Origin of the sequence: Nocardia sp. NBC_01499, assembly GCF_045040275.1 — a bacterium.
GTDB lineage: Bacteria > Actinomycetota > Actinomycetes > Mycobacteriales > Mycobacteriaceae > Nocardia.
The window spans coordinates 611,433-637,223 of record NZ_CP109426.1 but is presented as its reverse complement, the minus strand read 5'-3'; the positions used below and the strand labels follow the sequence as shown (position 1 = coordinate 637,223).

Annotated in this window: 27 protein-coding genes; 14 read left to right on the top strand and 13 right to left on the bottom strand. The window is 66.6% G+C overall.

Features of this window, described 5'->3' with window-relative positions; genetic code table 11:
• Nucleotides 1–403: 403 nt before the first annotated feature.
• Nucleotides 404–1,228 carry a S1/P1 nuclease gene (locus OG203_RS02945; RefSeq protein ID WP_405164092.1) on the top strand — a complete coding sequence of 275 codons (825 nt, stop codon included), beginning with the start codon at nt 404–406 and terminating at the stop codon, nt 1,226–1,228.
• A gap of 49 nt (nt 1,229–1,277) precedes the next feature.
• Here the strand turns inward: OG203_RS02945 and OG203_RS02940 are convergent, their stop codons facing one another.
• Complete coding sequence (locus OG203_RS02940; protein ID WP_405164091.1) at nt 1,278–2,015, bottom strand: SDR family oxidoreductase; 738 nt, start codon at nt 2,013–2,015, stop codon at nt 1,278–1,280.
• A gap of 93 nt (nt 2,016–2,108) precedes the next feature.
• Here OG203_RS02940 and OG203_RS02935 point away from each other — a divergent pair, with 93 nt between their 5' ends.
• Nucleotides 2,109–2,654, top strand: coding sequence for a TetR/AcrR family transcriptional regulator (locus OG203_RS02935; protein WP_405164090.1), 546 nt, complete (start codon nt 2,109–2,111; stop codon nt 2,652–2,654).
• Between the two features lie 9 nt (nt 2,655–2,663).
• On the opposite strand, the gene OG203_RS02930 is transcribed toward OG203_RS02935, so the two are convergent.
• The 3 genes from OG203_RS02930 to OG203_RS02920 all read right to left on the bottom strand — a co-directional run bounded on the left by OG203_RS02930 (nt 2,664) and on the right by OG203_RS02920 (nt 5,999).
• The gene (locus tag OG203_RS02930; RefSeq protein WP_405164089.1) at nt 2,664–3,521 is read right to left on the bottom strand and encodes a hypothetical protein; all 858 of its coding nucleotides are present in this window, start codon (nt 3,519–3,521) and stop codon (nt 2,664–2,666) included.
• A 198-nt stretch (nt 3,522–3,719) separates the two neighbouring features.
• On the bottom strand, nt 3,720–5,180 hold the full coding sequence (locus OG203_RS02925) for a M1 family metallopeptidase (protein ID WP_405164088.1): 1,461 nt from the start codon (nt 5,178–5,180) through the stop codon (nt 3,720–3,722).
• Between the two features lie 282 nt (nt 5,181–5,462).
• Nucleotides 5,463–5,999 (bottom strand): hypothetical protein, encoded by a 537-nt coding sequence (locus tag OG203_RS02920; protein WP_405164087.1) that lies wholly within the window; start codon nt 5,997–5,999, stop codon nt 5,463–5,465.
• Between the two features lie 253 nt (nt 6,000–6,252).
• On the opposite strand from OG203_RS02920, the gene OG203_RS02915 reads away from it, so the two are divergent.
• Entirely contained in the window at nt 6,253–7,443 is a 1,191-nt protein-coding gene (locus OG203_RS02915; protein WP_405164086.1) for an aminotransferase class V-fold PLP-dependent enzyme, read from the top strand.
• Between the two features lie 34 nt (nt 7,444–7,477).
• Here the strand turns inward: OG203_RS02915 and OG203_RS02910 are convergent, their stop codons facing one another.
• Nucleotides 7,478–8,227 (bottom strand): DUF1206 domain-containing protein, encoded by a 750-nt coding sequence (locus tag OG203_RS02910; protein WP_405167758.1) that lies wholly within the window; start codon nt 8,225–8,227, stop codon nt 7,478–7,480.
• 557 nt (nt 8,228–8,784) lie between these two features.
• On the opposite strand from OG203_RS02910, the gene OG203_RS02905 reads away from it, so the two are divergent.
• Nucleotides 8,785–10,128, top strand: a complete 1,344-nt coding sequence (locus tag OG203_RS02905; RefSeq protein WP_405164085.1) for a dicarboxylate/amino acid:cation symporter — start codon at nt 8,785–8,787, stop codon at nt 10,126–10,128.
• Nucleotides 10,129–10,206: 78 nt separating this feature from the next.
• On the opposite strand, the gene OG203_RS02900 is transcribed toward OG203_RS02905, so the two are convergent.
• On the bottom strand, nt 10,207–11,433 hold the full coding sequence (locus OG203_RS02900; protein WP_405164084.1) for a PucR family transcriptional regulator: 1,227 nt from the start codon (nt 11,431–11,433) through the stop codon (nt 10,207–10,209).
• Between the two features lie 183 nt (nt 11,434–11,616).
• On the opposite strand from OG203_RS02900, the gene OG203_RS02895 reads away from it, so the two are divergent.
• The gene (locus OG203_RS02895; RefSeq protein WP_405164083.1) at nt 11,617–12,273 is read left to right on the top strand and encodes an SRPBCC family protein; all 657 of its coding nucleotides are present in this window, start codon (nt 11,617–11,619) and stop codon (nt 12,271–12,273) included.
• Entirely contained in the window at nt 12,273–12,680 is a 408-nt protein-coding gene (locus OG203_RS02890) for an ArsR/SmtB family transcription factor (RefSeq protein ID WP_405164082.1), read from the top strand. Before OG203_RS02895 ends, OG203_RS02890 begins: the two co-directional genes overlap by 1 nt.
• 70 nt (nt 12,681–12,750) lie before the next feature.
• Here OG203_RS02890 and OG203_RS02885 read toward each other — a convergent pair whose 3' ends face one another.
• The gene (locus OG203_RS02885; protein WP_405164081.1) at nt 12,751–14,082 is read right to left on the bottom strand and encodes an FAD-binding oxidoreductase; all 1,332 of its coding nucleotides are present in this window, start codon (nt 14,080–14,082) and stop codon (nt 12,751–12,753) included.
• Between the two features lie 46 nt (nt 14,083–14,128).
• Nucleotides 14,129–14,581, bottom strand: coding sequence for a hypothetical protein (locus tag OG203_RS02880; protein ID WP_405164080.1), 453 nt, complete (start codon nt 14,579–14,581; stop codon nt 14,129–14,131).
• A gap of 131 nt (nt 14,582–14,712) precedes the next feature.
• On the opposite strand from OG203_RS02880, the gene OG203_RS02875 reads away from it, so the two are divergent.
• Nucleotides 14,713–15,651: an endonuclease/exonuclease/phosphatase family protein gene (locus tag OG203_RS02875; RefSeq protein WP_405164079.1), complete on the top strand. Its 939-nt coding sequence runs from the start codon at nt 14,713–14,715 to the stop codon at nt 15,649–15,651.
• On the opposite strand, the gene OG203_RS02870 is transcribed toward OG203_RS02875, so the two are convergent.
• Complete coding sequence (locus OG203_RS02870; protein ID WP_405164078.1) at nt 15,648–16,616, bottom strand: EamA family transporter; 969 nt, start codon at nt 16,614–16,616, stop codon at nt 15,648–15,650. The genes OG203_RS02875 and OG203_RS02870 overlap by 4 nt on opposite strands.
• A gap of 38 nt (nt 16,617–16,654) precedes the next feature.
• On the opposite strand from OG203_RS02870, the gene OG203_RS02865 reads away from it, so the two are divergent.
• From OG203_RS02865 to OG203_RS02840, 6 genes are all read left to right on the top strand, one after another.
• Nucleotides 16,655–17,215, top strand: a complete 561-nt coding sequence (locus OG203_RS02865) for a CGNR zinc finger domain-containing protein (protein ID WP_405164077.1) — start codon at nt 16,655–16,657, stop codon at nt 17,213–17,215.
• Nucleotides 17,216–17,386: 171 nt separating this feature from the next.
• Complete coding sequence (locus tag OG203_RS02860; protein WP_405164076.1) at nt 17,387–18,601, top strand: diguanylate cyclase domain-containing protein; 1,215 nt, start codon at nt 17,387–17,389, stop codon at nt 18,599–18,601.
• A gap of 17 nt (nt 18,602–18,618) precedes the next feature.
• Nucleotides 18,619–18,765: a DUF1059 domain-containing protein gene (locus OG203_RS02855; RefSeq protein WP_405164075.1), complete on the top strand. Its 147-nt coding sequence runs from the start codon at nt 18,619–18,621 to the stop codon at nt 18,763–18,765.
• A gap of 14 nt (nt 18,766–18,779) precedes the next feature.
• Nucleotides 18,780–19,343 carry a DUF664 domain-containing protein gene (locus OG203_RS02850; RefSeq protein ID WP_405164074.1) on the top strand — a complete coding sequence of 188 codons (564 nt, stop codon included), beginning with the start codon at nt 18,780–18,782 and terminating at the stop codon, nt 19,341–19,343.
• Nucleotides 19,344–19,432: 89 nt separating this feature from the next.
• Nucleotides 19,433–19,723 carry an ArsR/SmtB family transcription factor gene (locus OG203_RS02845; RefSeq protein ID WP_405164073.1) on the top strand — a complete coding sequence of 97 codons (291 nt, stop codon included), beginning with the start codon at nt 19,433–19,435 and terminating at the stop codon, nt 19,721–19,723.
• 20 nt (nt 19,724–19,743) lie between these two features.
• Nucleotides 19,744–20,757 carry an LLM class flavin-dependent oxidoreductase gene (locus OG203_RS02840; RefSeq protein ID WP_405164072.1) on the top strand — a complete coding sequence of 338 codons (1,014 nt, stop codon included), beginning with the start codon at nt 19,744–19,746 and terminating at the stop codon, nt 20,755–20,757.
• Here the strand turns inward: OG203_RS02840 and OG203_RS02835 are convergent.
• The 4 genes from OG203_RS02835 to OG203_RS02820 form a co-directional block, all read right to left on the bottom strand.
• A complete protein-coding gene (locus OG203_RS02835; protein WP_405164071.1) occupies nt 20,754–21,515 on the bottom strand; it encodes a hypothetical protein in 762 nt (253 codons plus the stop codon). The genes OG203_RS02840 and OG203_RS02835 overlap by 4 nt on opposite strands.
• A 590-nt stretch (nt 21,516–22,105) precedes the next feature.
• Nucleotides 22,106–22,915 carry a hypothetical protein gene (locus tag OG203_RS02830; RefSeq protein ID WP_405164070.1) on the bottom strand — a complete coding sequence of 270 codons (810 nt, stop codon included), beginning with the start codon at nt 22,913–22,915 and terminating at the stop codon, nt 22,106–22,108.
• Between the two features lie 284 nt (nt 22,916–23,199).
• The gene (locus OG203_RS02825) at nt 23,200–23,949 is read right to left on the bottom strand and encodes a PP2C family protein-serine/threonine phosphatase (RefSeq protein ID WP_405164069.1); all 750 of its coding nucleotides are present in this window, start codon (nt 23,947–23,949) and stop codon (nt 23,200–23,202) included.
• Between the two features lie 112 nt (nt 23,950–24,061).
• Nucleotides 24,062–24,556, bottom strand: a complete 495-nt coding sequence (locus tag OG203_RS02820; protein ID WP_405164068.1) for an Lrp/AsnC family transcriptional regulator — start codon at nt 24,554–24,556, stop codon at nt 24,062–24,064.
• 70 nt (nt 24,557–24,626) lie between these two features.
• On the opposite strand from OG203_RS02820, the gene OG203_RS02815 reads away from it, so the two are divergent.
• Nucleotides 24,627–25,790, top strand: a complete 1,164-nt coding sequence (locus tag OG203_RS02815) for a MalY/PatB family protein (RefSeq protein ID WP_405164067.1) — start codon at nt 24,627–24,629, stop codon at nt 25,788–25,790.
• Nucleotide 25,791: the final 1 nt, after the last annotated feature.

Sequence of the window (25,791 nt, the reverse complement as noted above, 5' to 3'; positions counted from 1 at the left end):
CGCAGGGTGGTCGGCGGCCGCCGCGGTGTCCTCGAATCCGATAGTACGGCCCGGCTGAAACACGCGGCGTACGAACGGGATTCGGCCGATGGGTCGGCAAACTGGCCCGTTGGGGCCGGATCGGACTGGACGAACGCTTTTCCCCCGAATATCCCAAGGGGTCGACGCGTGTCATCCGTGGGGGAGTGGTAGCGGTGTCCGGCTCGGCCGCAAGGGATTCGTCCCATGAACCGCACGAAGATTTAGCCCGGTGTTTGTTTGGCATAAGCCACTTGTCGCTGATACTTGAATCAGCAAGCGGGGAAACATAACTCGGTCCATGGCGCGCACCGCGCGGATTCCGAACACCATCTGGGCGGCGTGCCGTGGGCTGCACGAAGCTACTCGGAAGGGATTGTTCTTCATGCGAGGTAGAGCTGCGTTAGTCGGCGTGTGCGCATTCGCCGCAATGATGCTGTCGGTGCCACCGGCCGCCAACGCCTGGGGTGTGCAGGGGCACGACACCACCGGCGCCATCGCCGATATGCGGCTGAGCGGACCGGCCCGCGGTGAGGTCGCCCGGCTGCTGGCGGGTGAGCCGGACCCGACCCTCGCCGGTGTGGCCAATTGGGCTGACCAGATCCGCAACAGCGATCCCGATCTCGGGAAGATCTCGGCGCCGTGGCACTACGTCAATATCGCCGACAACGGTTGCGTCTACGACCCGGCGGTGAACGGCAACGACGGCCAGAACGTCATCGAGGCCCTGCGCAGGCAGACCGCGATACTCGCCGACAAGTCGGGGTCGGTGGCCGACCGGCGCCAGGCGTTGAAGTTCATCGTCCATTTCGTCGGCGACATCAACCAGCCGATGCACGCCGGATACGCCCGCGATCGGGGCGGGAACGAGGTCAAGGTCCAGTACCTCGGCCGCAACACCAACCTGCACTCGGTGTGGGACAGCAAAATGCTCGACACCCGCCACGCGAGCGACGCCGACGAGGTGCAGCGGCTGCTCGCCCTGCCCGCGCCCAATTTGCCGCCGGCACAACCGGATACCGACCCCGTTCGATGGGCGGAAGACAGCTGCCGGATCGTCCTGAGCCCTGGCGTCTACCCGGCCTCGTCCACCATCGGCGACGATTACACCCGCCAATTCCTGCCGGTTGCCGAAAGCCAGCTCCGCCTCGCCGGTGAGCAGCTCGGACAGCTGCTCAACGCGGTGCTCGACGTGCCGACCGGGTCCTGAGCGGCCGCTGACGGCGGAGGCGCTGAGCCGCACCGACATTCGGTGCGGCTCAGTTCTGCACGGTGGGGCGAATCGTGATGTCGCCGATCTCGACATCGTCGGGCTGTTCGATCGCGAAGGCGATGGCGCGCGCTACGGCCGCCGGTGCGATGCCGAACTCGTCCATGGTCCGGCGGGTTTGCTCGCGAACTCGCGCGTCCTCGATGGAGTCGGTGAGTTCGGTGCGGACAAAACCGGGGGAGACCGAGGTTGTCCGCAGCACGCCGTCGGTCGATTCCTGGCGCAGTCCTTCCAGCAGGGTCCGCACGGCGTTCTTGGTTCCGGCGTAAACGGCCTGGGTGGGCACGATTTTCAGACCCGCGGTCGAGATCGTGGTCACCAGGTGGCCCCGGCCCTGTCGGCGGAAGATCGGCAGCGCCGCGGCGACGCCGTAGAGCACGCCGCGCAGGTTGACGTCGATCATCGCCGACCAGCCGTCGACATCGAGATCGGACATCGGCCCGGTCTTGGCGATGCCGGCGTTGCTGACCAGCACATCCAGTTGCCCGAACTCATCGACGGCCGTGCCGACGAGGCGTTCGAGGTCCGCCCTGCGGGTGACGTCGGTCGCGCAGGTAATCGCGCGTCCACCTGCTTCGCGGATGCTGGCGGCGAGCAGGTCGAGACGTTCGGTGCGGCGCGCACCGAGCACCACCGCCGCGCCGCGCTCGGCGAGCAGACGCGCGGTGGCTTCGCCGATCCCGCTGCTCGCGCCGGTGATGGCCACGACCTTGTTGAGGGTTGACATAGAGATCCTTCGGCTAATGTGGACATGTGTCCGCTTGCCGTTTCAGCGTAACGGACATGTGTCCGTTTATCCACCCCGCACGCAGAGGATCAGATGAGCCAACCCCGCCAACGGGCCGACGCGACCGAGAATCGCGCCAGGATCGTCGACGCCGCCCGCGCGTTGCTCACGAACTCCGACGAGTTGCGGCTCAACGCGGTCGCCGCACGTGCCGGGGTCGGGCAGGGCACGCTCTACCGCCACTTTCCGACCAGGGAAGACCTGCTCGCCGAGGTGTATCGCCAAGACGTCGATGTGCTCGTCGCGGCGGCGCCGGCCCTGCTTGCCGAGCATCCGCCCGTCACCGCGCTTGCCCGCTGGTTCGACAAGCTGGCCGACTACGCGCAGGTGAAGCGCGATGTCTTCGCCGCGGTCGAAGTGGCGGTGTGGCAAGAGCTTTCGGCGCACAGCCTGGGCCCGATCGGTGACGCGCTGACGTTGCTGCTCGATGCGGGCAAGGCCGACAAGACAATTCGGCCCGATGTCGACGCCCGCGACGTCATCATCCTCGTCGGCTATCTGGCTCGCCTCGACCAGGCCGAATGGGATGCCCGCGCACGGCATCTGCTCGACATCGTGCTCGACGGATTGCGCGGTTGACGGCGCGGCTCAGAATGTGTCGGTGAGCACCGGACCGGAGTACAGGAGTGTGTCGTTGCCGTCGTAGACCCGGGCGGTGAAGTGATCCAACGTCTCGTAATTCTTGCCGCGGAGATCGCTGTCGAACACCATCGGCCACTCGTCGTCGGGTGCCTCGTAGGCGCGGCGCAGCTGGTTGAGCCTGCGTTCGCTCGGCAGGTCGATGGTGACCGCGAAGGTGTGCGCCACGACGTCGGCCGGGAAGACCGTGCCGTTCTCGCTGATCACCTCCAGCCGCGCGGCGCCGGGGGCGAGCACGCCGCACAGCCCTGTCTCGATCACGGTATTGACCGCGAAGGGGTGCGCGGTGAAGTCGCTGCTGAGGCCGCCGCCGACGAAGGAGTCGAGGTGTCCTTCTTGGAAGATGAGCATGGCGCCGCTGCCGGAATCGTGATAGGCGAGCAGGACCGAGTGCTCGACCGCCGTGTGCGCCCCGATCCGCGCGCCGGGATGCCATCCGGCATGGGAAATCGACTGCACCGGTAGGCCGTTCACCTCCGCGGCCTGGTATGCCTCGGCGAACGCTCTGACCTGTACCGTCCAGTCGTCCCGGTGTTCCTCGGTCCACCGCTGGTCGCGGGCGGCCCGAAATGCCTCGGTGAAGGTGTGCAGTTCCGCCACCATCCGCACGTCCTGGCTGGCCTCGGCGACCAGATCGGCCTCGCCGAGGCCAGCCTCGAGCTCCTTCATCACCTGCACCAGTTCCGCCTGCGCGGCACTGCGTTTGGCCTCGGTGGACTGGTATGCCTCGGCCAGGGCGTGCAGCCGCGACATGATCTCGCTGAACTGTTCTTTCGCTTCGACCTGTACTTCGTCTGATGTGGTCACAACGCTTCGGTCTTCCTTCACCACTCGACAACCGACCTAGCCAGCCTGGCACGCGATTCGCCGGACACCGTCCCGGCGACGTAATCGCGCCGTCAGTGAATCGTCACCGCGACCATGGCGGGCAGCGGAATTGGTGGCAATGCCGCTGCGCCGGACCCGTGTGATGCACGGGCCCGGCGCGGAATTGCGGTCTTGCTATTACTGCTTGTGTGTCACGACCGCGTAGAGGTCGTCCCACGCCTTCGGCTTGGCCGGGGGCGGGGTGGCCATGCGGGGAGATGCCTTGCCCGCGCCGTCGAACTTCGCGTCGGTCGGCTTGTAGGCTGGCTTGCCCTTATCGGTCAGCCAGGTCTTGAACAACGCGTTGGTGCTGCGGCCGGTCGCGGCGTTCGCCATGTCGATGAAGTCCGATACCTTGGCATTGCCGTACTGGTGTTTGGTCAGCCAATCCCGGAGCAGTCCGAAGAAAGCGTCGTCATTGTTGAGTGCGCTGCGGAATGCCTGGATCGCCAAGGCGCCACGGGTGTACAGCTCGGCGGGCAGGACGTCGGCCGGTCCAGGATCGGTCAGCACGACATCCCAATTGATCTTGGTCGAGGTCGCGTAGGCGTAGTCGGCGATGTCCGCCGCGCTGCCGGTGTCGTTCTTCTCCGACCACAGGTATTCCAGGTAGCTGGCAAAGCCTTCGTTCAGCCAGCCGTCCTTCCAGGTGGCGACGGAGGTCGAGTCACCGAACCACTGGTGCGCGTTCTCGTGCACCACGACCGAATCGTTCTTGCCGCGCTTGAAGAATCCATCGGTGTAGGTGGGCTTGGTCTGTGTCTCCAATGCGAAACCACCCATGCGCGCGTCCACGATGCCGCCGGTGGATTCGTACGGGTAGGGCGTGAGCGTGCTGGCGAGCCAGTCCACGATCTCCGGTGTCCGCTCGATGCTGGATTTGGCGTTGGCGCGCACGGTCGGGTCGAGATCCGAGGCGTAGGCGGTCAGGTTCGGCCTGGCCGGGGTTCCCGCGTTCTGGCCGCCGCGCTCGTATTTGCCGATCGCGAGGAAGGTGGCGTACGTCATCTGGGGCGACTTGCTGAGCCAGTTGTGCCGCTTCCAGCCCGGAACCGTTTGGGTGACACTGGTTTCGATGCCGTTGGACAGGACGTCTCTGTCCTCCGGTGCGAGCACGGACACCGCGTAGGTCGCTTTGTCCGTCGGGTGGTCGTTGCTCGGGTACCACCACTCGGCCGAGAAGGGTTCGTTGGAAATGATCGCGCCGCCGGCGTTCTCGATCCAGTTGCGCGCGCCCGCCGCGTTCTGCACTCGTGACGGGATGTCGTTGTAGGCGACAACGGTGGTGAATTCGGCCCCGGTCTGCAGGTTCACCGGCACCGTTACCGCCAGTTTGTCCTTACCGAGCGTGTATTTGGCGGGCTTGTTCTCGACGAGCACCGACTGCGTTTGCAGAAGGAAGTCGAAGCCGATAGCGGTTCCGGCCTTGAGATTCTGCTTTGCTTTCGCGGTGATTGTTGTTGTGCCGGAAAGCCGTCCGGAAGAGGGGTCGAACTTGAGATCTATGCTGTAATTCGAGACATCGTATGCTGCGCTGCCGATATTCGGAAAGTTGGGATCGCCGATCCCGGTCAACGTCGCGGCGGAAGCCGTGCCCATATTCGCGGCCAATGCCGCGACAACCAGCAGTGGAACAGCTCGAGCCGAGGCAGAGTGCACTAGGTGAAAACGTCTCATAATAAACGAACTCCAATGTGTAGGTCCGCGTCCTCGGCCGGGACATTGCGATACTCAGAGAATCACATCGGAGTTGTCATCTCCACTGGAGATCAACTGGGGATTTTCGATCATGATGAGCCGAAGTTCTGTACACCGGAAATAGGTTGACGAATGCGAAAAAGAAGGCCAGGTCTGCTGTTTCAGACCTGGCCTTCCGCGAAATCAGGCGAACGTTACCTGCGCGGTGACCGCGAGGGTCGACAGGCCGGAGGTGCGGCAGCCCGCGTTGGGCTGTGCGCTCTTCGGCGACACCGTGATCGCGTCACCGTTCAACTGGCCGTCGGTCACGTTGGCGCTGAACGCCAATCCGGTGATCGGGTCGGGGCTGATCCGCCAGGCGAACGAGCTGTTGCCGCCGGACACCCAGGCGAGCGTGCCGTTCCCCTTCGCGGTAACGAGCAAACCACACGGGTTGAAGCCGCCGGCGGTGGCAGTCGCCGCGCCGGTAGCCTTCAATTTGCCCGCGGCCAGCGCCGCGTGCTGGCCGTTGCTCGAGGTGCAGTCGCTGAGGTCGCCGCTGATCGAGACGTTCGCGCCGCCACCGGCCCGCAACGGCGGATCGAGGGTGAGGTTGAAGGTTGCCGAGCAACTCAGGTCGCCATCGGCGGCCTGCGCCGGGGCCGCCGGAAGAACGGCAAGTGCCGCGGCGAGCGGTGCCGCCGCAGCCATCATGGTCAGGATTCGGATACGTCGTGCCATCTTCGTACCTCCTACTACTGTGCTGTTCACACGCTGCTTCAGGGGACGAGCAAGCCCGGCGGTGGAATGTTTCTCCCCGAGGGCGACATCACGATACGATCTCGCTCGCCGCCACCGTGAAAACCACTGCCCCCCAACGCGTGACGTGCGACAACGCCCAACTGGGGAGCGGTCCACTTCGTCGGCGCTGGCTCTACCTCTCGCACCGCGCATCCGGCCATGCTCGAAGGTCGGACCCGACTGATTGGTGCAGATGAACCGAACGCCTGCCGACCCCGCCCCGCCGCCACGCGTGAGCATGCGCGAGACCGTCCCCTACATCGATGATTTCGTGCATGTGAACTCCGCCGCGGGGTCGCTGGCCGACCAGTCGGTCTACCGGGCGATCGCCGCGCACCTGGAGCTCGAAGCGCGCTGCGGCAATACCGAAGCGCGCCTTGCGATCACGCCGCAATTGCACACCCTCTACGCGGGCTTGGCGCAACTGACCACCGTGCCAGCGGACCGGATCTCCCTTGCCGACAGCCATACTTCCGCCTGGCAGAAGGCATTTCAGGCCGTGCCGCTCGGCGAGGGCGACCGCATCCTGGTCGGCGAGACCGAATGGGGCGGTAACCTCTCGGCGATCTGGTGGCGCTGCCGAGCCGTCGGCGCGGTCGTCGACATCATCGCCGCCGACTCGACCGGGGCGATCGATCCCGCCGCACTGTCGGCCATGCTCGATGAGCGGGTGCGGATGGTCTGTGTCACGTTGGCGCCGGCGGTCAATGGGCTCGTGAATCCGATCGGCGCCATCGTCGACGCGCTCTGCGCGCATCCGGCCTGGTTGTTCGTCGACGCGTCGCAGGCATTCGCGAATGTGGTGACCGATCTATCGGAGCCGCGTATCGATGTGGCCACCGTCAGCGCGCGGAAGTATCTCAGGGCGCCGCGGGGAACCGGTTTCGCGACATACAGTCGGCGCTTCCTCGACCAGATCGTCCCGATCGGCATCGATCAAATGTCCGGGCCTTGGCACGGCGACCACCCCGTCCCGCTCTCCGACGCCCGCAAGTTCGAGTTCATGGAGACCTCATTCGCGATGCGGATGGGCATGAAAGCGGCGGTCGAAGTGGCCCTCAGCCGAGATCTCGCACAGGACATGGCGCGCATCGCCGAGCTGGCCGACCACGCCCGATCCGCGTTGTCCGAACTGCCCGAGGTGACCGTGCACGACACATACGACGACCTGTCCGGCATCGTCACCTTCACCCATTCGCGCATCGCGCCCACCCGGATCCAGTCGGAACTTCAGCGCAAGAAGATCAACGTCGCCGCACCTCAGGAACCCTACGGGCCGTTATGGATTCGTGCGGGGCATCCGCCTACGACCCGGATCTCGCCACACGCGTTCAACACTCACGCGGAGATCGACATGGCCGTTGCGGCGATTGCCGCGAGCTGAGGTGGCCCGCCACCGGGCGGGCCACCTCGCTTGATCAGACCGGGACGCCGCCGTAGGTCCTGCGGTGCTTGGCCTCGAGGAAGGACAGCACCCCGAAGGCCATCAAGCCGATGGATATCAGGATGAGAAGCCAAGGGCCGAAAGGCTTTCCGACGAAGTCACGCAGCACCGCATCGATACCCTTGGCCTCGGCGGGGTCGTAGTTCAGGCCCGCGAACACAGCCGCGAGCCCGATACTGATGACGATCGCGCCGCGGGCGACGTAGCCGATCCGGCCGAGCCAGATCACGGCCTCGCGCGCGCCGTGGGTCATCCAGCCCATCCGAAGATGATCGACGAACTCGAGGCTGAGACCGAGAAACGTCTGCCAGATCCCGAAGGCGATGATGGCAACACCGATCACCAGCACGACCACCTGCCCGCCGTCCCAGCTCAAGATGCGCGCGGTCAGGTCGCGCGCGATGGCATCGCTCGGCTTCGGCGTCCGGCCGTGTACGACGTAGCGGAAGGTGCCCAAAAACGCCAGGGCATAGACGATTCCGGAGATCACGGCGTAGAGCCGGTGCCCGCCCGAGACCGTCCGCCGCGCGCTGACCACCTGCGTCACGCGCCAGACGACCAAGGCGGCGAAGCCGAACACCAGGACCCACAGCAGCAGATATCCCAGTGGTTTGGTGGCGATGGCCGCCAGCGCGCCGCCGCCGTCCGGTTCGTGCTCGGCCGTGCCGATCGCCAGCATGAACCCGATGATGCCGATGGTGATGTAGGCGATACCGCGTGCGATGAACCCGAATCGCGCGGCCGTTTCCAGCCCGCTCGAACTCGCCGACCTGCGTCGGCCATAGTTGCTCGCGCGTCGGCCCCAACCGGACCGTCCACGGCCGCCACGCGCCGTGCCGACCCGATCGCGTCGTCGATATCTGCTCGGACTTCGGAAAATGCTCATAGTTCCTCATCTCTTCACGCCCGTAATGCCCACTTCGCCGCGATTGACACGCGCGCGAAGTTTCCGTTGCGCGACGAGATGCGCTGCGCGGTGCGCGGAGTCGAGATCGGGCTGTGCGTTGCAGTGGAAGCAACTGGCGGCGCTCCGCACCCGACTGGGGAACGCATCACCGCGCGAACAGGGCTGATCGGAACGGGTTGTGACACACGACATACCGCGATCGGCCGATCGGAGGGGAAATTGATCGGACGAATCGCTTACCGTTTAGGGCGTTATGAACCTTTTCGCGACAGTCGTGCACCTGGTCGGCAGGCTGCATGTGGATCTCGGCCGGTTGGCCGCGCAGTTGTGTTGCTGACGCGCGCTCAGCTCACCAGATCCTCTGATTGTCTTGGATGGTTCCCTTGTCTTCACCTAGTTCGCGCAGCCGTACCCTGAACCCGGCGCGCTGGCCGTTCGGTGTCCAGATCCTGCTCGGTTTGGTGGTCGGTATCGCCGCTGGCTTCATCGCCCGCGCCGCCGACGCCGCCTGGCTCACCAGCACATTGACCCAGGTCGGCAGCATCTTCGTGCAGCTGCTGAAGCTCGCGGTGCCGCCGCTGGTGTTCACCGCGGTGCTGGTGAGTGTTGCCGGACTGCGGCACGTCACCAATGCCGCGAGGCTGGCCGGGCGCACGCTGCTGTGGTTCCTCGGTACCGCGTTGATCGCCGTCGCGGTCGGCATCGTGCTCGGCCTCGTCACCAATCCCGGTCGCGGCGTTGACCTTACGTTGGTCGGTGCGAAGGCGCCTGACTCGAAGGGCGGCTGGACCGACTTCCTCACCGGCATCATCCCGACGAACGTGGTCGGCGCCTTCACCAACGGCAATGTGTTGCAGCTGGTGTTCCTCGGCGCGGTGCTCGGCGTCGCCGCGCTCAAACTCGGTGAGCGCGCCAAACCCTTTGTCACCCTGGCCGAGTCGGTGCTCGAACTGGTGCAGAAGGCACTCTGGTGGGTGATCCGGCTCGCGCCGATCGGCACCGCCGGGCTCATCGGTAAGGCGATCGCCAGCTACGGCTGGGATCTGGTGCGGCCGTTGGCGACCTTCACGGTTGCGGTCTACGCGGGCTGCCTCATTGTGCTCGTCGTCGTTTACCCGATCCTGCTGCGCACCGTCGGCGGCGTGAACCCGATCCGCTTCTACGCGAAGGCTTGGCCCGCGGTCGAATTGGCGTTCGTGTCGCGTTCGTCGATCGGCACGATGCCGTTGACGCAGCGGATGGTCACCGAACGGCTCGGTGTGCCAAGCGAATACGCGTCGTTCGCCGTTCCGTTCGGTGCGACAACGAAGATGGACGGTTGCGCGGCGGTGTATCCGGCGCTGGCGGCCATCTTCGTCGCGCAGATCACCGGAACGCACCTCGGCATCCGCGACTACCTGTTGATCGCGTTCGTCTCCGTGGTCGGCTCCGCGGCGACCGCCGGCCTCACCGGCGCGATCGTCATGCTGACGCTGACCCTGTCCACGCTCGGCCTGCCGCTGGCCGGGGCCGGGTTGCTGCTTGCCATCGATCCGATCCTGGACATGATCCGCACCGCGACCAATGTCGCTGGGCAGATGGTGGTTCCGGTGCTGGTGGCGAAACGGGAAGGCATTCTCGACCAGGAGATCTTCGATCAACCGTCCGCGCCGCTGACCGCGGCCGAGCCGGAACCGGAGCTGGAACCGGAATCGGAGCCGGTACCCGCGGCCGCATGACCTCGCCGTAGTGCGGCGCGTATTCGGCGCCGCACTACCCGGCGGGGTATCGCTGAGAAGTGCTGCCGCTCAACCTGTTCAGCGATCGGTGGGGTGGTAGGAGCGGGCGATCAGTGCTGAGCGGAGATACCACAGGCCGGAGGGTTGGGTTGGGTCGAAGCCGGTGAGCTGGCCGATGCGCTTGAGGCGGTAGTCGACGGTGTTGGTGTGCACGTGCAAGGCGCGGGCGGTGCGTTGGCGGTTGAGGTTGTTGCCGATGTGCAGTTGCAGGGTTTCCAGTAGTTCGGCGTGCTCATCGAGGGGAGTGAGTACGGCGCCGAGGTATTCGCGGCCGGGCCCAGGCCGGGTGAGCTGGTATTCGAGGGCGAGTTCGTCGAAGCGGTAGACGCCGGTGACGCAGTGCAGACGGTGCACCATGTCGAGCAGTTCGTGGGCTTGATCGACGGCGCCGGGGATCTGTTCCGGGGTGGCTGCCACGAGGGTGGCGGTGATGCCGACCTGCGCGGCGTTCGAGAGTCCCTCGATGAGTGCGTCGAGTTTCTCGTCGGTGTGCTGTTCCGCGGGAAGCAGGATGGTTCCGCCGTCGATGCTGAGTAGTGACAGGGCGTTGCCGCCGCATCGCGCGGCCAGCTCGGCCTGGGTGCGGCGCAGCTTGCGGCGCGCGACGACCTGGGTGTCGAGGGCCGGATTGTGTTCGTCGCGGTGGCGCGGAATCGACACTGCCAGAACAGCATAGGACTCGGCGATGGCTATCCCGCACTCGCGCGCCATGGTCGATGTCGGACGCCCGCCGAGCAGGGCCGAGGTGAGCGTGTGGACCGCGGTGTGGTGCTCGCTGACCGCGGCGCGCAATTCGCGGAAGTAGGCGCGGGAGATGGCCGAGGTCAGCGTGTGCAGTATTTCGATGTTCATCTTGGAGGCGTCGACGAAGCTGTCGAAGTCCTTGACGGTCAGGTTCGAGACGACGAGGTCCATGCCCATCTTGAAGCCCGCGTGAATGGCATTGTGGATCGCGTCGATGGGCACGCCCTCGCGGGCCCAGCCGGCGGCGGCCTCCTCGAGCTGTTCGACCTTCGCCGGAATGTTCTGCCCGTCCAGCATGCTGGCGGCGAGCTCGAGGCAGACGCGGGTGATGGTGGTGACGTCGCCGTAGATCGCTTCGCCTGGCAAGGTTGCGCACGGCACCACGTTCTCGACGAAGTGGCCGACCATTTGCCGGGACAGGGCCCTTACGTCGCGCAACGGCGTTGACATCGGTTGCCCGGAGATCGTCAGATTCGGCCGGATCGGACTGTCGACAGCCATGACAACTCCTTTGTCAGCATTAGCTATGTAGCAGGTTCACACTAACTGCGGCGTTCCGGTTCGCGGCCTTTACCAGCCAACTTGTGAAAAGAGGATGGTGCGGCCCGCCGGTAGCTGTGACCGATCACAGCGGAGTAGGCCGATCTCAGCTAGTATAAGTACACACTTATAGAAGGAGAGGTTATGCCACTGCTCACCGACCCCGCCGCTATCGCCGGGCTCGTGGCCCGCGAGGTCCGCACCGGATCCAGGGACGGCGCGCCGACTCGGATCGTCATCGCCCGCCGCACCTATGCCACCGATCAAGCCGACCTCTGGGACGCGCTGACCAATGCCGAGCGGATACCGCGGTGGTTCCTGCCGGTCAGCGGCGATCTGAAAGTCGGCGGACGTTATCAGACCGAGGGCAACGCCGGTGGTGTCGTGCAGGAGTGCGCGGCGCCGCGGCGGTTCGCCGTCACGTGGGAGATGGGTCCGCAGGTCTCGTGGCTGGCGATCAACCTCACCGCGAGTGATGACGGCACCCAGCTGGAATTGGTGCACGAGGCGCCCGTCGTTCCGGAATTCTGGGACCAATACGGTCCTGGCGCGGTCGGTGTCGGCTGGGATCTCGGCCTGATGGCACTGGGACTGCACCTGTCCAGCGGCGCGGCGGTGGATCCGGCCGAGGGGCTGGCTTTCCCGACCACTCCCGAGGGGACGGTGTTCGTCGAGACGGCGGCGCAAGGCTGGGCGGACGCGGCCATCGGTGACGGCGACGACCCGGCCGCCGCGAACGCCGCCGCGCAGCGAACGGTCACCTTCTACACGGTCGAACCCGAGGACAGCTCGCAGTCCTGATGACAGCTTCCCCGGAAAAGATCTTCGAAGCGCTCGGCGATCCGGTCCGCCGCTACATCCTCGAGTTGGTGGCGTCCGGCGAGCAGCCCGCGGGCACGGTGGTCGCCACCGTGCAACAGCACACGCGGATCTCGCAACCCGGTGTCTCGCAACACCTCAAGGTGCTTCGCGACGCCGGGCTGGTGAGCGCACGCGCGGTCGGCACCCGTCGCCTCTACGCCCTCGACCCCGAGGGTGTCGCGGCGGCCCAGGTCTGGCTGACCGGCCTGGCCGACCCCCTCGCGCAGTTCGCCCAGCCGCTCGATGCCCTCGCCACCGAGGTCGCCCGCGGTCGGCGTACTCGCCGAGCGGATGCGCCGAGCCCCTCCGCCGAGGAGTCTTCGGGAAGGGACGCTCGCCACGCTTGAGCGGCGGCATCAGCTCGAATCCGGCTCGCGCACAAGGTATCCGGCGAGCCGGTCACGGTGCGAACCGGGCTCAGCGGCCGGGCATGGGGAGCGGAGTGGCGGTGAAGACGCCATCGGGGTCGATCCGAGCCTTGATCGCAAGCAGCCTCCCGGCCCCCGCCCCGTACGCGTCGCGGACCTGGTCGAAGTCGTTGGGGCCGAGCAGGTTCGGGTACCCCCCTGGCATGGCGTCGTCGGCGAGCGCGGCGTGCACCCGGTCCGCCCACGCGGCGTCGGAGGGGCCACCGGCCTCCCACATACCGGAAATCTCGACCAGCCGGTGCGGTCGTCGCTCGCCGAACGCCGCCTCGGTGCCGGGGACCCGCGTCGCCGCGCCGTGGAAGTGGTGAATCGCCAGCGCCGACAAGGGAGACGTCCGGGAGGCGCCGGCTTCGACCAAGCGGCGGACCACCCGCGGGGTGAAGGACGCGACGTTGCGCGTGCGGAAGTGCGCGTTCCGTCCCGGCGGGAACGACTCCGCCGCCGCGGCGATCATCGCGTGCCAGGAGGTCGGCCCGAGCTGCGAGGAGATCGGGTCACCCAGGGTGGTTACCGCGGCGGTGGCCTCGGGGCCCCGCTCGGCGGCTCCGCTCCAGGTCGGCATGAGCGTCACGGACGGCGCTCCGTCGGGTCCATTCATGATGAACGTCTGCACGGTGAGTTCGTCGGGGGCCGAGGTGAGCAGCGGGTCGAGGCGGGTCAGTACCGATTCCGCCTGCGACCACGGATAGACCACCAACCCGCTGTACACCGGATCGATGCGGTGCAGCCGCACGACCGCGGCGGTGACGACCCCGAAGTTGCCGCCTCCGCCGCGCAGGGCCCAGAGCAGGTCGGGCTCGTGCTCCGCGTCGACGGTGCGCACGGACCCGTCGGCGGTGACGAGTTCGGCGGCGAGGAGATTGTCGCAGGCCAGCCCGAACCGCCCCGCCAGCGGGCCGTAGCCACCGCCAAGGCTCAGTCCGAGCACGTGCACGAGACCGACCGTGCCGGTCACCGGCGTCAGGCCGTGCGACTCGGTCTCCTTTGCCAGCGCGTCCGCACGGACACCGCCGCCGATCCGGGCGGTCCGCGCCTCGACGTCGACCTCGATCGTTGTCATCTCCGAGATATCGATGACCAGGCCTCGGTCGCGGACGGCCCGGCCGAGCCAGTCGTTGCCCCCGCTGAACACCGACAGCGGCAGCCCGAGCGCGGTAGCGGTCCGTACGGCTGCCTGGACGTCGGCGGTGGTCCGGCACCGGGCCACGTAAGCCGCCCGGTGCGACACGGCCGCGTTCCACATCGGAACGACCGCCTCCACGTCCAGCCGTGCGGGATCCAGACCGTTGGCGCGGGCCACATCCTCGTATGTGACGGTCATAGGTTCCGCCTTCCTCGGCGCCGTTGTCGTAGTTTCTGTCGGATAGTCACTCGAGCGTCAGTGCGTTGCTGTCTGGTTGCTCTCTGTGCGCAGCGCGGCGTGGCGAGCACGGCCGCCCCATCTGTCCGGCGGGCGCGGCATGGACAACTACCGTGGCCAGAGCCGAGGTGGCGGTCCTGAGGCCGAATCTGACAATGGCGATGTTGATCATGATATCGAGGGGTAGCTCTGTGCGACGTTCGCCTCGGCCAGCCAAGTGCTGGCTGCTTCGAGAATGGCCGCTTGCTGTTCTCTGAAGCGAGTCGGGTAGGTGCCGCCGGTCACCGGGACCATTGGCGCGGGCCACGGCCTGGTCGTGGGTGGTCGGCGGCGAGAAGTGATTGCCGAGAACGGTTTTCGCCCCTCGAGTGAGCCGTCCGGCGTAGCCGCCGTCGGCCCAGATCAGGCAGATGGTGGAGAACTCTCGCTCGCGTCGCTGCCAGGAGGCGGTGCGCGCCATCGCGGTCCTGGATGGCCGGGCCGACAGGGTGGCCGTATCGGCGGCCGGTTTCGGACCGTCCGGTACGTGCATCGGCTGGTTTGTGTTTGGCTGTTGGTGTGTGGTCGAAGGTGGTTCGGAACGGTGTCAACGTGTTCGCGTGGGTTGCCACGGTGGTGGGGGCCGTTGGGGTTGGGTTGCACTTCAGTCGGGTGTCGTGGCGGATGGTGGTCTTGGCGGCGTCGGGTGCGCAGTATCTGATGGTTGGTGCGGTTGTCGGGGCGGTGGCGTTTGTTGTGCTGCGGCGGTGGCTTGGTGTGGCGGTGGCGGTCGTTGTTGTCGCTGCGGCGATGTGGACGCAGGCTCCGCTGTATGTCGGTCACTCGGGTGACGATGGTGGGCCCGCGGTGATCGTGATGCAGGCGAATCTTCTGTTCGACGGCACTGATCCAGCGGCATTGGTCGAGCAGGTGCGGGCGCGGAACATCGCGGTGCTCACCGTCAATGAACTGACGCGCGGGGCGGTCGTTGAGCTGGGCAGGGCGGGGCTCGACACGCTATTGCCGTATCGGTATCTGTCTCCCGGGCAGACTGCGAGCGGGACCGGAATCTGGAGCAGCTACCCGCTGTCGGAAACCGTCGAGTACGACGGTTTCGTGCTGAACCAGCTCTCGGCGACGGCGAGTATTCCGGGTGCCGGATCGGTCTCGATCTATGCCTTTCATCCGGTGCCGCCGGTGTATGGCACCCAGGTCTGGGCTGACGAATTGTCGCGGCTGCGTGCGATTCTCGAGCGGTCGCCCGCGAATCGGCCCGTGATCGTCGGCGGCGACTTCAACGCGACCTACGACCATGCGCAGTATCGCGCGATGCTGTCCGGGCGGTTCGGCGATGCCGCCGAACAGGCGGGCGCCGGATACCTGGTCACGTACCCGACCGACAAGCCCTATCCGCCCCTGGTCGGTATCGACCACGTCCTTGTCGCCGGGGGTCGCGCGGTCGACGTCGAGACGGTACGGATGCCGGGCTCGGACCACCGCGCGCTGGTAGCGCGGCTTCGTCTGGACCGTGAGCGACAGTCGAACCCCTAACGCTCAGTGGCGAATTCGTCCGCGGGAGCTTCGGTGGCGTCGACCTCACCGCGACGGACGACTATCACGCCGCCGAGAATCAGTGCGCCGCCGAGCAATTGGATCAGGCGGGGTGCCTCGCCGAGCAATGCCCAGGCGAAGATCAGGGCGGCCAGGACTTCGAAGAGGGCGACGAAGGAGGCCAGGCGGGAGCCGAGAAGGCGGGTGGCGGCGATGCCGGAGACGTAGGCGAGGGCGGCGGTAACCGTGCCGAGGGCCAGGACCGGGGTCAACCACGCGGTGGTGAAGTGCTGAAAGTCGACCGGGTTCGTCGTCGCGTGCAGGGGGACGATGCCGATCGCACCCGCCGCCAGCAGGGCGAGTCCGCCGATGAGGAGTCCGCCCGCGGCCAGGACGGTACCCGGTAGTGTGCCGTCGCCGTGCGCGGAAAGGACGAAATAGCCTGCTGCGCCGACCATCGCGGCGAGGGCCCACGCGATGCCGACCCCACTGGTGGTGAGGCCGGAGCGTAGGTCGATGACCAGGAACAGTCCGGTGATGCCGAGCGCGGCACCGGCGACCGTCGCGGTACCTGGGCGCTGGCTATGCCGCAGCCATAGCCAGCCGACCACGGCGATCGGAGCGGTGTATTCGATGAGCAGCGCCGCCCCGACCTCCATGTGCGCGACGGCGTTGAAATACGCGAGCTGGGTGCCCGCGACGGCGACCAGCCCATACGCGGTGATGAGGAATCCGTTGCGGCGCAACAGCTGCCAATCCCCGCGCAGCTGCCGCGCCGCGATCGGCACGAGCACGGCGGCGGCCACCAGCACCCGGATCGCGACGACCGAGGCGGCGCTCCAGCCCGCGTTCATCAGGCCGCGAGCCAGTGCACCGGACAGTCCGAACGACGATGCGGACACCACCGCGAGGATCAGTCCGGACCTGAGCCGTTGAACGGCGGTGTCATGAGTCATCGTGGCCATGGGCAATGACGCTATGGGCGGGGATGTAATATGTCAACATGAATTTTGCTCATGACACCGAGGAGTCGTTGGTGGCCGCGGTGGAGCTGGTGAATTCGGCGGAGGAGCCGGATACGCTGATCGAAATCGACCAGCTGGCAGCGTTTTTCGACAAGAACGACTACACGGGCGTGTTCAGCGGCGACGCCGCCGAGCTCGCGGCGGTTCGTGCCCTGCGCGCGCCGCTACGCCGGATGCTCACCAGCGATCGCGATACGGCAACGCGGCTGGTGAACGAGACACTGGCGACCCATCGGGCGGTGCCGCAACTCGTCCGGCACGGCGATGTCGACTATCACATCCACGCGGTGCCGCCGGAGGCGCCGTTTCCGGTCCGGATCGCCGTCGAGACGGCGATGGCGCTGATCGATCTGATCCGCGCCGATGAGCTGAGCCGACTGTCCATCTGCGCGGACATCGGGTGCGAGGGGATCGTGCTCGACCTGTCGCGCAATCGATCTCGCCGCTATTGCAGTACCGCGTGCGGAAACCGAAATGCCGTCGCGGCCTACCGCGCGCGGAAGATAATGATCACGCGAGCAGAGGGAATGGACCGTTAGGATAGCTTTATCCTATAGAAATGGGTAGTGTGCTGATCTCACATTGCACGATCCGTATGCCCGCCTTAATGTCGATTAGCACGCCAAGCTGGATGACCAGGGGCGACCACGGGCGAAAACCCGGGTCCGTTGTCGACCGAAGGCGGTAATGGATTGACCGACGACCGATCGATGTTTCGAACATGGTGGCGCGATCCCGTCGATTACCGTGCCCTGGTCGAGACGTTCGAATCGCACGGTGCGCTCGGTCGATTCAAGTTCATGCTCGGCGCCGGTGGGCTGGTCATGCTGCTGATCGCGGTCCTCGCCTCGGTGGCGCAGGGTGACGTGGCTGGCTGGGTCGGTGACGTGCAAGGCGGCGTCGAGGCCACTGTCGCCGGACTGTGGACGCTGCGCTGGTGGTTTTTGCCGTGGCCCCGCGAAATCGAATCCCTTGTCTGGATAGTGCTTTTCGATATCGACACCACCGCCAACGATTTGCTGGTGCACGATCGCGTCGTCGGAGTTTTAGGCGTTGTGCTGCTGACCGCGATGGGTGCGTACGTGACCGTATTCCATAGTCCGCGGATTCTGGCATTGCATGTCGGATGGACGTTGTTGACGAGCGTGGTGCTGGCGTTCCTGATGTTTCGCGGCGAACTGGCCGACGCCACGCGAGCGGGCGGGGGACACCAGCGCGAAGATCTTGCCCTCGGTCTCGCCGTTGTCCTTGTCATGCTCGTCGTGGTCGGCGTCATGCTGCCCTTCGTGCAGTTCTGCCACTGGCTGCTGCGCGCGGACGCCCTGTCGGACCCGCTCACCGGGTTGTTGAACCGGCGCGGCCTCGACTCCTACCTGTCCTCGCACATCGTGCACTGCCGTCGCGAGTCGGCCTACGTCGCGACGCTGGACATGGATCGATTCAAAGCCGTCAACGACACGTTCGGTCACCCGTTCGGCGATGAGGTGCTGATGCGCACGGCACAGCGATTGCGCGAGGCGGCCGATTCCGATGCCCTCATCGCGCGCACCGGCGGCGAGGAGTTCGTGATCGTCGGCTGCTTGTACGAAGACGCGGCCACCGTCGGCGAACGGCTGCGCAAGGCGATCGAGACCATGCCCGGGCTGCCCCTGGCGATCACCGCGAGCGTCGGCATCGCGGTCCTCGATGGGTCGAGCACCGCTGACCCCAACAATGTGGCCACCTACCGCCGCCTGCTGCGGCGCTCCGATTCGGCGATGTACCGGGCGAAGCGGCGGGGTGGCAACGCCGTCGCGGTCGCCGGACAGGACGAGCCGCTCCCCGGCCGACCGCGGCGCAAACCCTCGGGCGTCCCCGAGATCCACCCCGCGGTGGCCACTGACGAGATCGGCCTGCCCAGTGGTTCGCTGCGCCCGCCGACCTGAGTTCGAAGGAACAGCTGATGAAGCGAAACCTGAACTGCCCCTGCGGCGAACGCATCGTCGGAGCCGACGAGGACGACCTGGTCCGCAAGACGCAGGCCCACCTCGCCGAGAACCACCCGGGCCACGAGTACTCGCGCGACGAAATCTTGTTCATCGCCTACTGATCTACGGTTGTTCCATGGGCTCCAGCGACACGCCATGGGAACCGCCTATCGCCGGTACCGAGGTCGAGCATCTTGTCGGCGCGCTCGAGCGGCTGCGCACGACCTTTCGGTGGAAGGCCGACGACCTAGACTCGGCGGGCTTGCGGGTCCGCGTCGGCGCCTCCTCGCTGACGCTCGGCGGACTGCTCAAACATCTTGCGCGGGCCGAAGAACAGATGTTCAGCACCAAACTCATCGGTGCGCCGGTCGGCCCGCCTTGGGACACGGTCGACTGGGGCGCCGACCCCGACTGGGATTTCACCTCGGCCGCCGATGACCCTCCCGAAGTGCTCTACGCACTCTGGGACGACACCATCGCACGGTCGAGGGCGAAGCTCGCCGCGGCATTGGCAGACGGCGGGCTCGACCAACTCGTCCATCTCTCGTGGCCGGATGGCCGTCGGCTCAGCCTGCGCCGACTGGTGTGCGACCTGATCGAGGAGTACGGCCGACACACCGGCCACGCCGATCTCCTGCGTGAAGCCGTGGACGGGCGCGTCGGTGAGGACCCGCCGGCCGGATGGCGCGCCCGAAGCTAGGCCCGGGGTCGAGTGAGCAGGGTCATGGTGCCGGTCGGTCCGGGGCGGCGTAAGTTCGTTAATTAGCGAAATGCCGAAGGGTGGTGGATGTGCTCGACGAGTGCAAGGCGCTGGCCAACGAGACTCGGTTGCGGGTGCTGGAGTGGCTCAAAGACCCCGATGCGCACTTCCCTGGGCGAGGTGACACGGCCGACGTGGGCGTGTGCGCCGGTCTCATCCAGCAGAAGGCGGGAACGTCGGCCTCGACCATGTCGGCGCACCTGGCGGTCCTGCAGCGCGCCGGATTCCTCAGCGCCACCCGGCGCGGGCAGTGGATCTACTACCGCCGCGACGACGCCCGCATCCGTGCCTTCACCGAACAACTGCACCGCGTTCTTTGACCTACGAAAGGCAACGTCCTATGTCGACTGCCCTGTCCATCCTCGACCTGGCGACGATCGCGCCCGGCCAGTCCGCGCGCGACAGTTTCGCCAACAGCGTCGCACTGGCGCAGGCCGCTGAACGCACCGGCTACCGGCGCGTCTGGTACGCCGAGCATCACAACATGGGCTCGATCGCGTCGAGCGCGACGAGCGTTCTCATCGGACACATCGCCGAACACACCGACACAATTCGGCTCGGCTCCGGCGGCATCATGCTGCCCAACCACTCGCCGCTGGTGATCGCGGAACAGTTCGGCACCCTGGAGACGCTGTTTCCCGGCCGGATCGACCTCGGGCTCGGCCGGGCGCCGGGCAGTGACCAGAAGACCATGTTCGCGCTGCGCCGCAACCCGGCGTCGGCGGACTCCTTCCCGCAGGACGTGCTGGAACTGCAGGGCTATCTGAGCGGCCGGTCACGGGTGTCCGGCGTGCAAGCGGTGCCGAGGGCGGAAGGGGTTGTGCCGCTGTACATTCTGGGTTCGTCGCTGTTCGGCGCGCAGCTCGCCGCGCAGCTCGGCCTGCCGTACGCCTTCGCGTCGCACTTCGCGCCGGACGCGTTGCACCAGGCGGTTAACGTCTACCGCGAGAGTTTCCGGCCGTCGGAGCAGTTGGCCGAGCCGTACGTGATGGCCGGGGTGAACGTGTTCGCCGCCGAGAACACCGAGGAAGCGGTGGAGCAGAAGACGATTGCCTACCGCACTCGGACGCGAATGTTCATCAAGCGCGGTGCCGCCGACGCCAGCTACACCGACGCGGAGATCGATGCGTTCCTCGCCTCGCCGAACGGCCGTCAGCTCGCCTCGATGACCACGTACACCGCCGTCGGCACGCCCGCCGAAGTCGTTGCGTACCTGGACGATTTCGCCGCGTCCATCGGTGCCGACGAGCTGATCCTTGCCCACTCGGCCACCCAGATCGATGATCGGGTGCGCTCGGTCGAGCTTACCGGCAGCGCCATGGCCGCGGCGGCGCACGAACCGGCAGTGGGCTAGTCTTTCCGGTCCACGGGCAACGGTCGCTTCCGATACGCTTCGGGTGAGCCTTGGTAAGCGATGATCACGAGCATCACCAGCAGTGTGACGACCTCGAGGGTGTCCCAACCGACAACATCGGCGCCCGCCGCGGCCTCGTCGGTATCGGTAGGCGTCGCCGCGACGGGGAATCGGCCTGGCGCAGTAGATGATTCGGAACCAGCCTGGGATTCGGGGTCGGATCCGGCGACCGGCGCGGCCACCAGCAGGACGGGTGGTGGCGGAGTCGGTACCGCCGGCGGGATCAACAGGGGAAAAGTGGGCACCGGCGGGGTCGGGGCGGTGGAGAGCGCGAGCAGGCACGTCAGCACCGCACTACCGGTGACCGCACTGCCGACGGCGGCACTGCCCAGCGCCGACCCGCTCGAGCCGAAACCGGGTGGGATAACGGCAGATCCAGCCGAGCCGACCACTGCCCACCAGGGTGGTGCCAGCATGCCCGGCCCGATCAAGCCGGAGCCCGCGGCCGAGCCGAGGAACAACAGCGCGCCTCCGGTCACCGCGCTGCCCGCGCACGCGGTCATGACGCTGCCGCTGTCGAGCCCGAGCGCGGCCGGTCCGACGGCGGCTTCCTTTGCCGACGTTGGGTTCTCGTCTATCTCGGCATCGGGATCGATGGCGCGGGTGGTATCGAGAGTTCCGCTCGCGGCGGGCGGCGTCGGCGGCTCTAGTGAGAGCAGGCCGCCTTCGGACGCGCTGCCGGTCGCGATGTCCGACACGGCCGCGCTGCCGGAGGCGACATCTGCCGAGTCTGCGCTTCCTGTTGAGACATCTTGGGGCGCTGCGCTTCCGGTCGAGACGCCCGATGGTGGCGTGTTTTCGGTTGGTACGTCCGGCGGGGGCGAGTCTGCGGCCGGTGCGTCCGGCTTGGTGGCCTTTCCGAATGGGATGCCTGCCGTGGCGGCGTCTCCCGTCGGGGCCTGGGGTGCGGCGGTGCCATCGGTCGGAACCGGTGGCGGGGCCGCGCCTTCGGTCGAAACCTGTGGCTTCGCTGCGCCTTCGGCCGGAACTTGTGGCGGGGCCGTACCGTCGCCCGGAACTTGTGGCGGCGCTGACTTTTCGGCCGGTGCGTCTGGCGTAGCCGCTTTCCCGAATGGAATGCCTACCGCATCACCGGACGGGACCTCTTGCGGCGCTGCGTTTTCCGTCGCGACATCGGCGGTGGGCGATGGGTTCGGGATCGCCTCGTCGGCGGCAGCCGGACCCCCGAACAGCACAGCCGCCGGAACGCAGGCGCTCAGCACGACCAAGCTCCTTGCGCCCCTGGTCATTCGCGGCGCGGCACCGCCGGACTTCCGCTGCGGCAGCCTCATTCGTCGCTAGTGAGCCGGCCGCCGGTGCTGTGCTGGTTGCTTTGCCGGTCGCTCTGATCGTACTGCGATTTGGCGTAGCCGAACGCGTCGGTCGGAATGCCGAGCACCCCGGAGAACGGCCGCTCCAGGTCGTGGATGGCCAGCAGCGAGGAGCCGATCACGATGCCGAGCAGCGCGGTCATCGCGACGCTGCGCCGGGTGACCTGCATACCGGTCAGTACCGGGTTGAGCAACACCAGTACCGCACCGAAACATAATGCGATGTACAGGAATTGGGGGACCGATCGGGCCGCGTCGATGGCGCGATCATGGCGCGCCTGGGTCACCCGGTCGATACCGGCCAGCGCGCGGGCTCGGGCCTCGACGACCGCGGGATCCATGGACCGCACCGCTATCACGGCGTCGCGCAGTGCGTCCAGGGACTGCCCGGTGGATTCGTTGAGTCGGCTCTCGCGCTCCATCACCGGCCACTCGTCTTTGAGCACCGCGTCGGTGTAGGTGCGCACCTTGTTCTGGATGCGCTGCCGGTCCGGTCCCGGCATCTCGTGGATGGCCAGGTAGGTATCCACCAGGCCCTTCGACTCGGTGATCGTGTGGTTGTACGCGTTCTGGTTCTGGTTCCAGCAGGCAACGAAGAGGAAGGCGAGTACCGCGGTGAACATGGTCTTGGCCAGGTCGAGCGCGAGGTGACTTGACGATTCGTCACTGTTCTGCCGCCACGATCTCGGGCGAACCCGGTCCCCGATGACCAATACCCCCACCGCGATCACCGCGGCACAGATCCCGACGAGCAATTCCTGAGGCATCGCGCTCCACTTTCCCGGGCAAAGTCGGTACAACTGATTTCCGAGTGCATGGTTGAGCGTCCGAGGCAACCCCGGCATTGGCATATTAGAACAGCAACCGTCGAAGATTAGCCCTGGTAGACCGCCGAAAGTTGGCGACGTTACCGAACCGTGATCATCTGTGATTAAGCAGAGCGAATTTGCAGCAAATGACAGTTGGTCGTCGCTCTATTTCGAGGAACCGGCCCGGGATCAGGCTCGCGTGCCGCGGTGGCCGACGCGCTGTGGCCGATATTCCACACGGGTCAGGGGAGTGGGCGGCAGTCGGCGACGAGGGCGGTGGTGTTGTCCGTTCCGCCGGCGCGCAGGGCGCTGTCCACCAGCGTGTCGGCGGCGTTCGCGGGTGATTTCTGGTTCGCGAGTATCGCTTTGATCGTGGCCATGTCGAGGCGTTTGTGCACGCCGTCGGTGCTCAGCAGCAGCCTGCCGGTGCTCGAGCCGGTGGTGGCGGTGCCGATGTCGGCGGGGCGCACCGTGCGGGCCGATGTGGTGACGATGTGGTCGAGGCGCGGTGCCGAGCCATATCCGCGAGACCGCCAGAATTCGGCGACGGTGTGGTCGATGGTGATCTGGTGCAGGACGCGTCCGTTCCAGCGGTAGGCGCGGCAGTCGCCGACCCAGGCGATATCGCAGGGTCCGTCGGGCTGGCCAGGGGAGGGCAACACGGCTACGACGAGAACGCTATCGGCCTCCGGTTGCGGGAGCTGGCGGAGCAATTCGCTTTGGGCGGCAAGGATTCCGGCGTGCGCTCCGCTGTGTGCCCCGACGCGCGCGGCGACCTCGGCCGCGGTGCGCGCCGCCCGGACGGCGGCCAGGTGGTCGCCGACGCCATCGGCGACGACGAAGGCGGTTCGCCCGGCGGCCGGATCGGCCGCGACAGCCGCGGCGTCGGCATTGAGGGAGCGAGAACCGCGTCTGCTCAACGACTCCCACGCGGTGCCGGTGAGCCGCACCACCTCGGGATCGGGGCCATCGGTGACAGGTGCCGAGCACATGTCCTGACCTCCTTTGGCTGGACCCTGGTGCGTGCCGAACTGCACCCTTCTAGTAAACAGCTCAAACCCGTGGCGTCGGCAACAGTTAGCCGTGCAGTTCCTGTGAACGCCATTACGGTTTGGTCTCTTGGCCCGATAGCGATAACGGTACGGCGAGTTGGGCTTTGACCCGTTCGTAGGTCGGCAGTGTCTCGTAGCGCTGCACGGACTTGTCTCTGACGAAGAGGTCGTTGGAGATCCGGCGGTAGGCGGCGAGGTCTTCGGTGATCATCACCACCACGTAATCCCATTGGCCGACAACGGAATAGCACTGCTGCACCGCTGGCTCGGCGAGTACGCGCGCGCAGAAGGCGGCGTAGTGGTCGGCATCGTCGCGGGTCAGCTCGACGAGCACCACGGTGGTCAACCCCATCCCCACGGCGCGCGGATCGATCACGGCTACTTCTGCGGTGATCACCCCGCCGGTGCGCAGGCGGGTGAGTCGGCGCTGAACCGCGCTGGGGGATAGTCCGACTCGCTCGCCGAGCTTGTGCAGGGGCCGGGTCGCATCGACCTGCACGAGCTCGAGCAGCCGGTGGTCGATGTCGTCTAACGGAAGAACGCTCACGCAAGATTCTTGCGTGTGACCGGGAAAATTGTCAATCGCCTCCGGTGGCTTTCCTTCTAGGGTTCAGTCCATGAACGATCTTGTCGATATCGATGTGCTTCGGCAGCGGGTGGGCATCAAGTGGGCGCAGGCCGGGGCGGATGTGCTGCCGGGGTGGATCGCGGACATGGACTTTCCGGTGCCGGATCAGGTGCGTGCGGTGCTGCGGCATGGCGCGGATGGCGATCTCGGATATCCGGCGTGGGATGACCGGCCGGACCGGAATCCGTTGCAGCAGGCCTTCGCTGATCGCATGCGCGACCGCTATGACTTCACCGTCGACCCGGGCGCTGTGTATGTCTTCACCGAGCTGATTCAAGTGCTGCAGATCGTGCTGCAACTGATGACCCGCCCGGGTGACGCGATCGCCGTGCACACGCCCACGTACCCGCCGTTTCTGAAGACGCTGGAGGTGATGGGGCGGCGACTTGTTCCCATTCCGATGATCGCGGGGGAGCACGGCTGGACCTTCGATATCGAGCAGATGGCCGAGGACGTTCGCCGGAACGGCTGCCGCGCTGTGATTCTCGTGAATCCGAACAACCCGACGGGGCACGTGTTCGATCGCGACGAGCTATCGGCCATCGCGGAGATCGCCTGCCGCAACGACCTCTTCGTGATCTCCGACGAGATCCACTCCGAGCTCACCCATGAGCCGTATCGGCACATCCCGCTCGCCTCGCTCGGTCCGGAAATCGCGAGGCGCACAGTCACTCTCAATTCCGCGAGCAAGACGTTCAATCTGGCTGGCCTGCGCTGCTGCGTCGCCCATGTCGGTGACAGCCGGGTTCGTGCGGCGTTGGATGCGCAACCGCCGCAGCTGTACGGCCAGGTGAGCGCGCTGAGCGTGCTCGCGACCCACACCGCGTGGCAGGAAGGTGCCGAGTGGTTGGCGCGGACTCGGCAGACGCTGATCGGCAATCGTGACCTGGTCGCCGACGCGCTGCCGCCGGAAATCCGATTCCTGCGTCCCGCGGCGAGTTATCTGGCTTGGCTCGATTGTCGCGGGCTCGAGCTTGACCAGGATCCGGCGGCGTTCTTCCTCGAGCACGCCAAAGTGCGGCTGCTGTCCGGGCCTGATTTCGGGCCAGGCGGTGCGGGATTCGCGCGGTTGAACTTCGCGACCTTCCGGCCGGTGCTCGAGGAGATGCTGAGCCGGGTGGGCAACGCGGCACAGCAGCACCTCAACCGCTGAG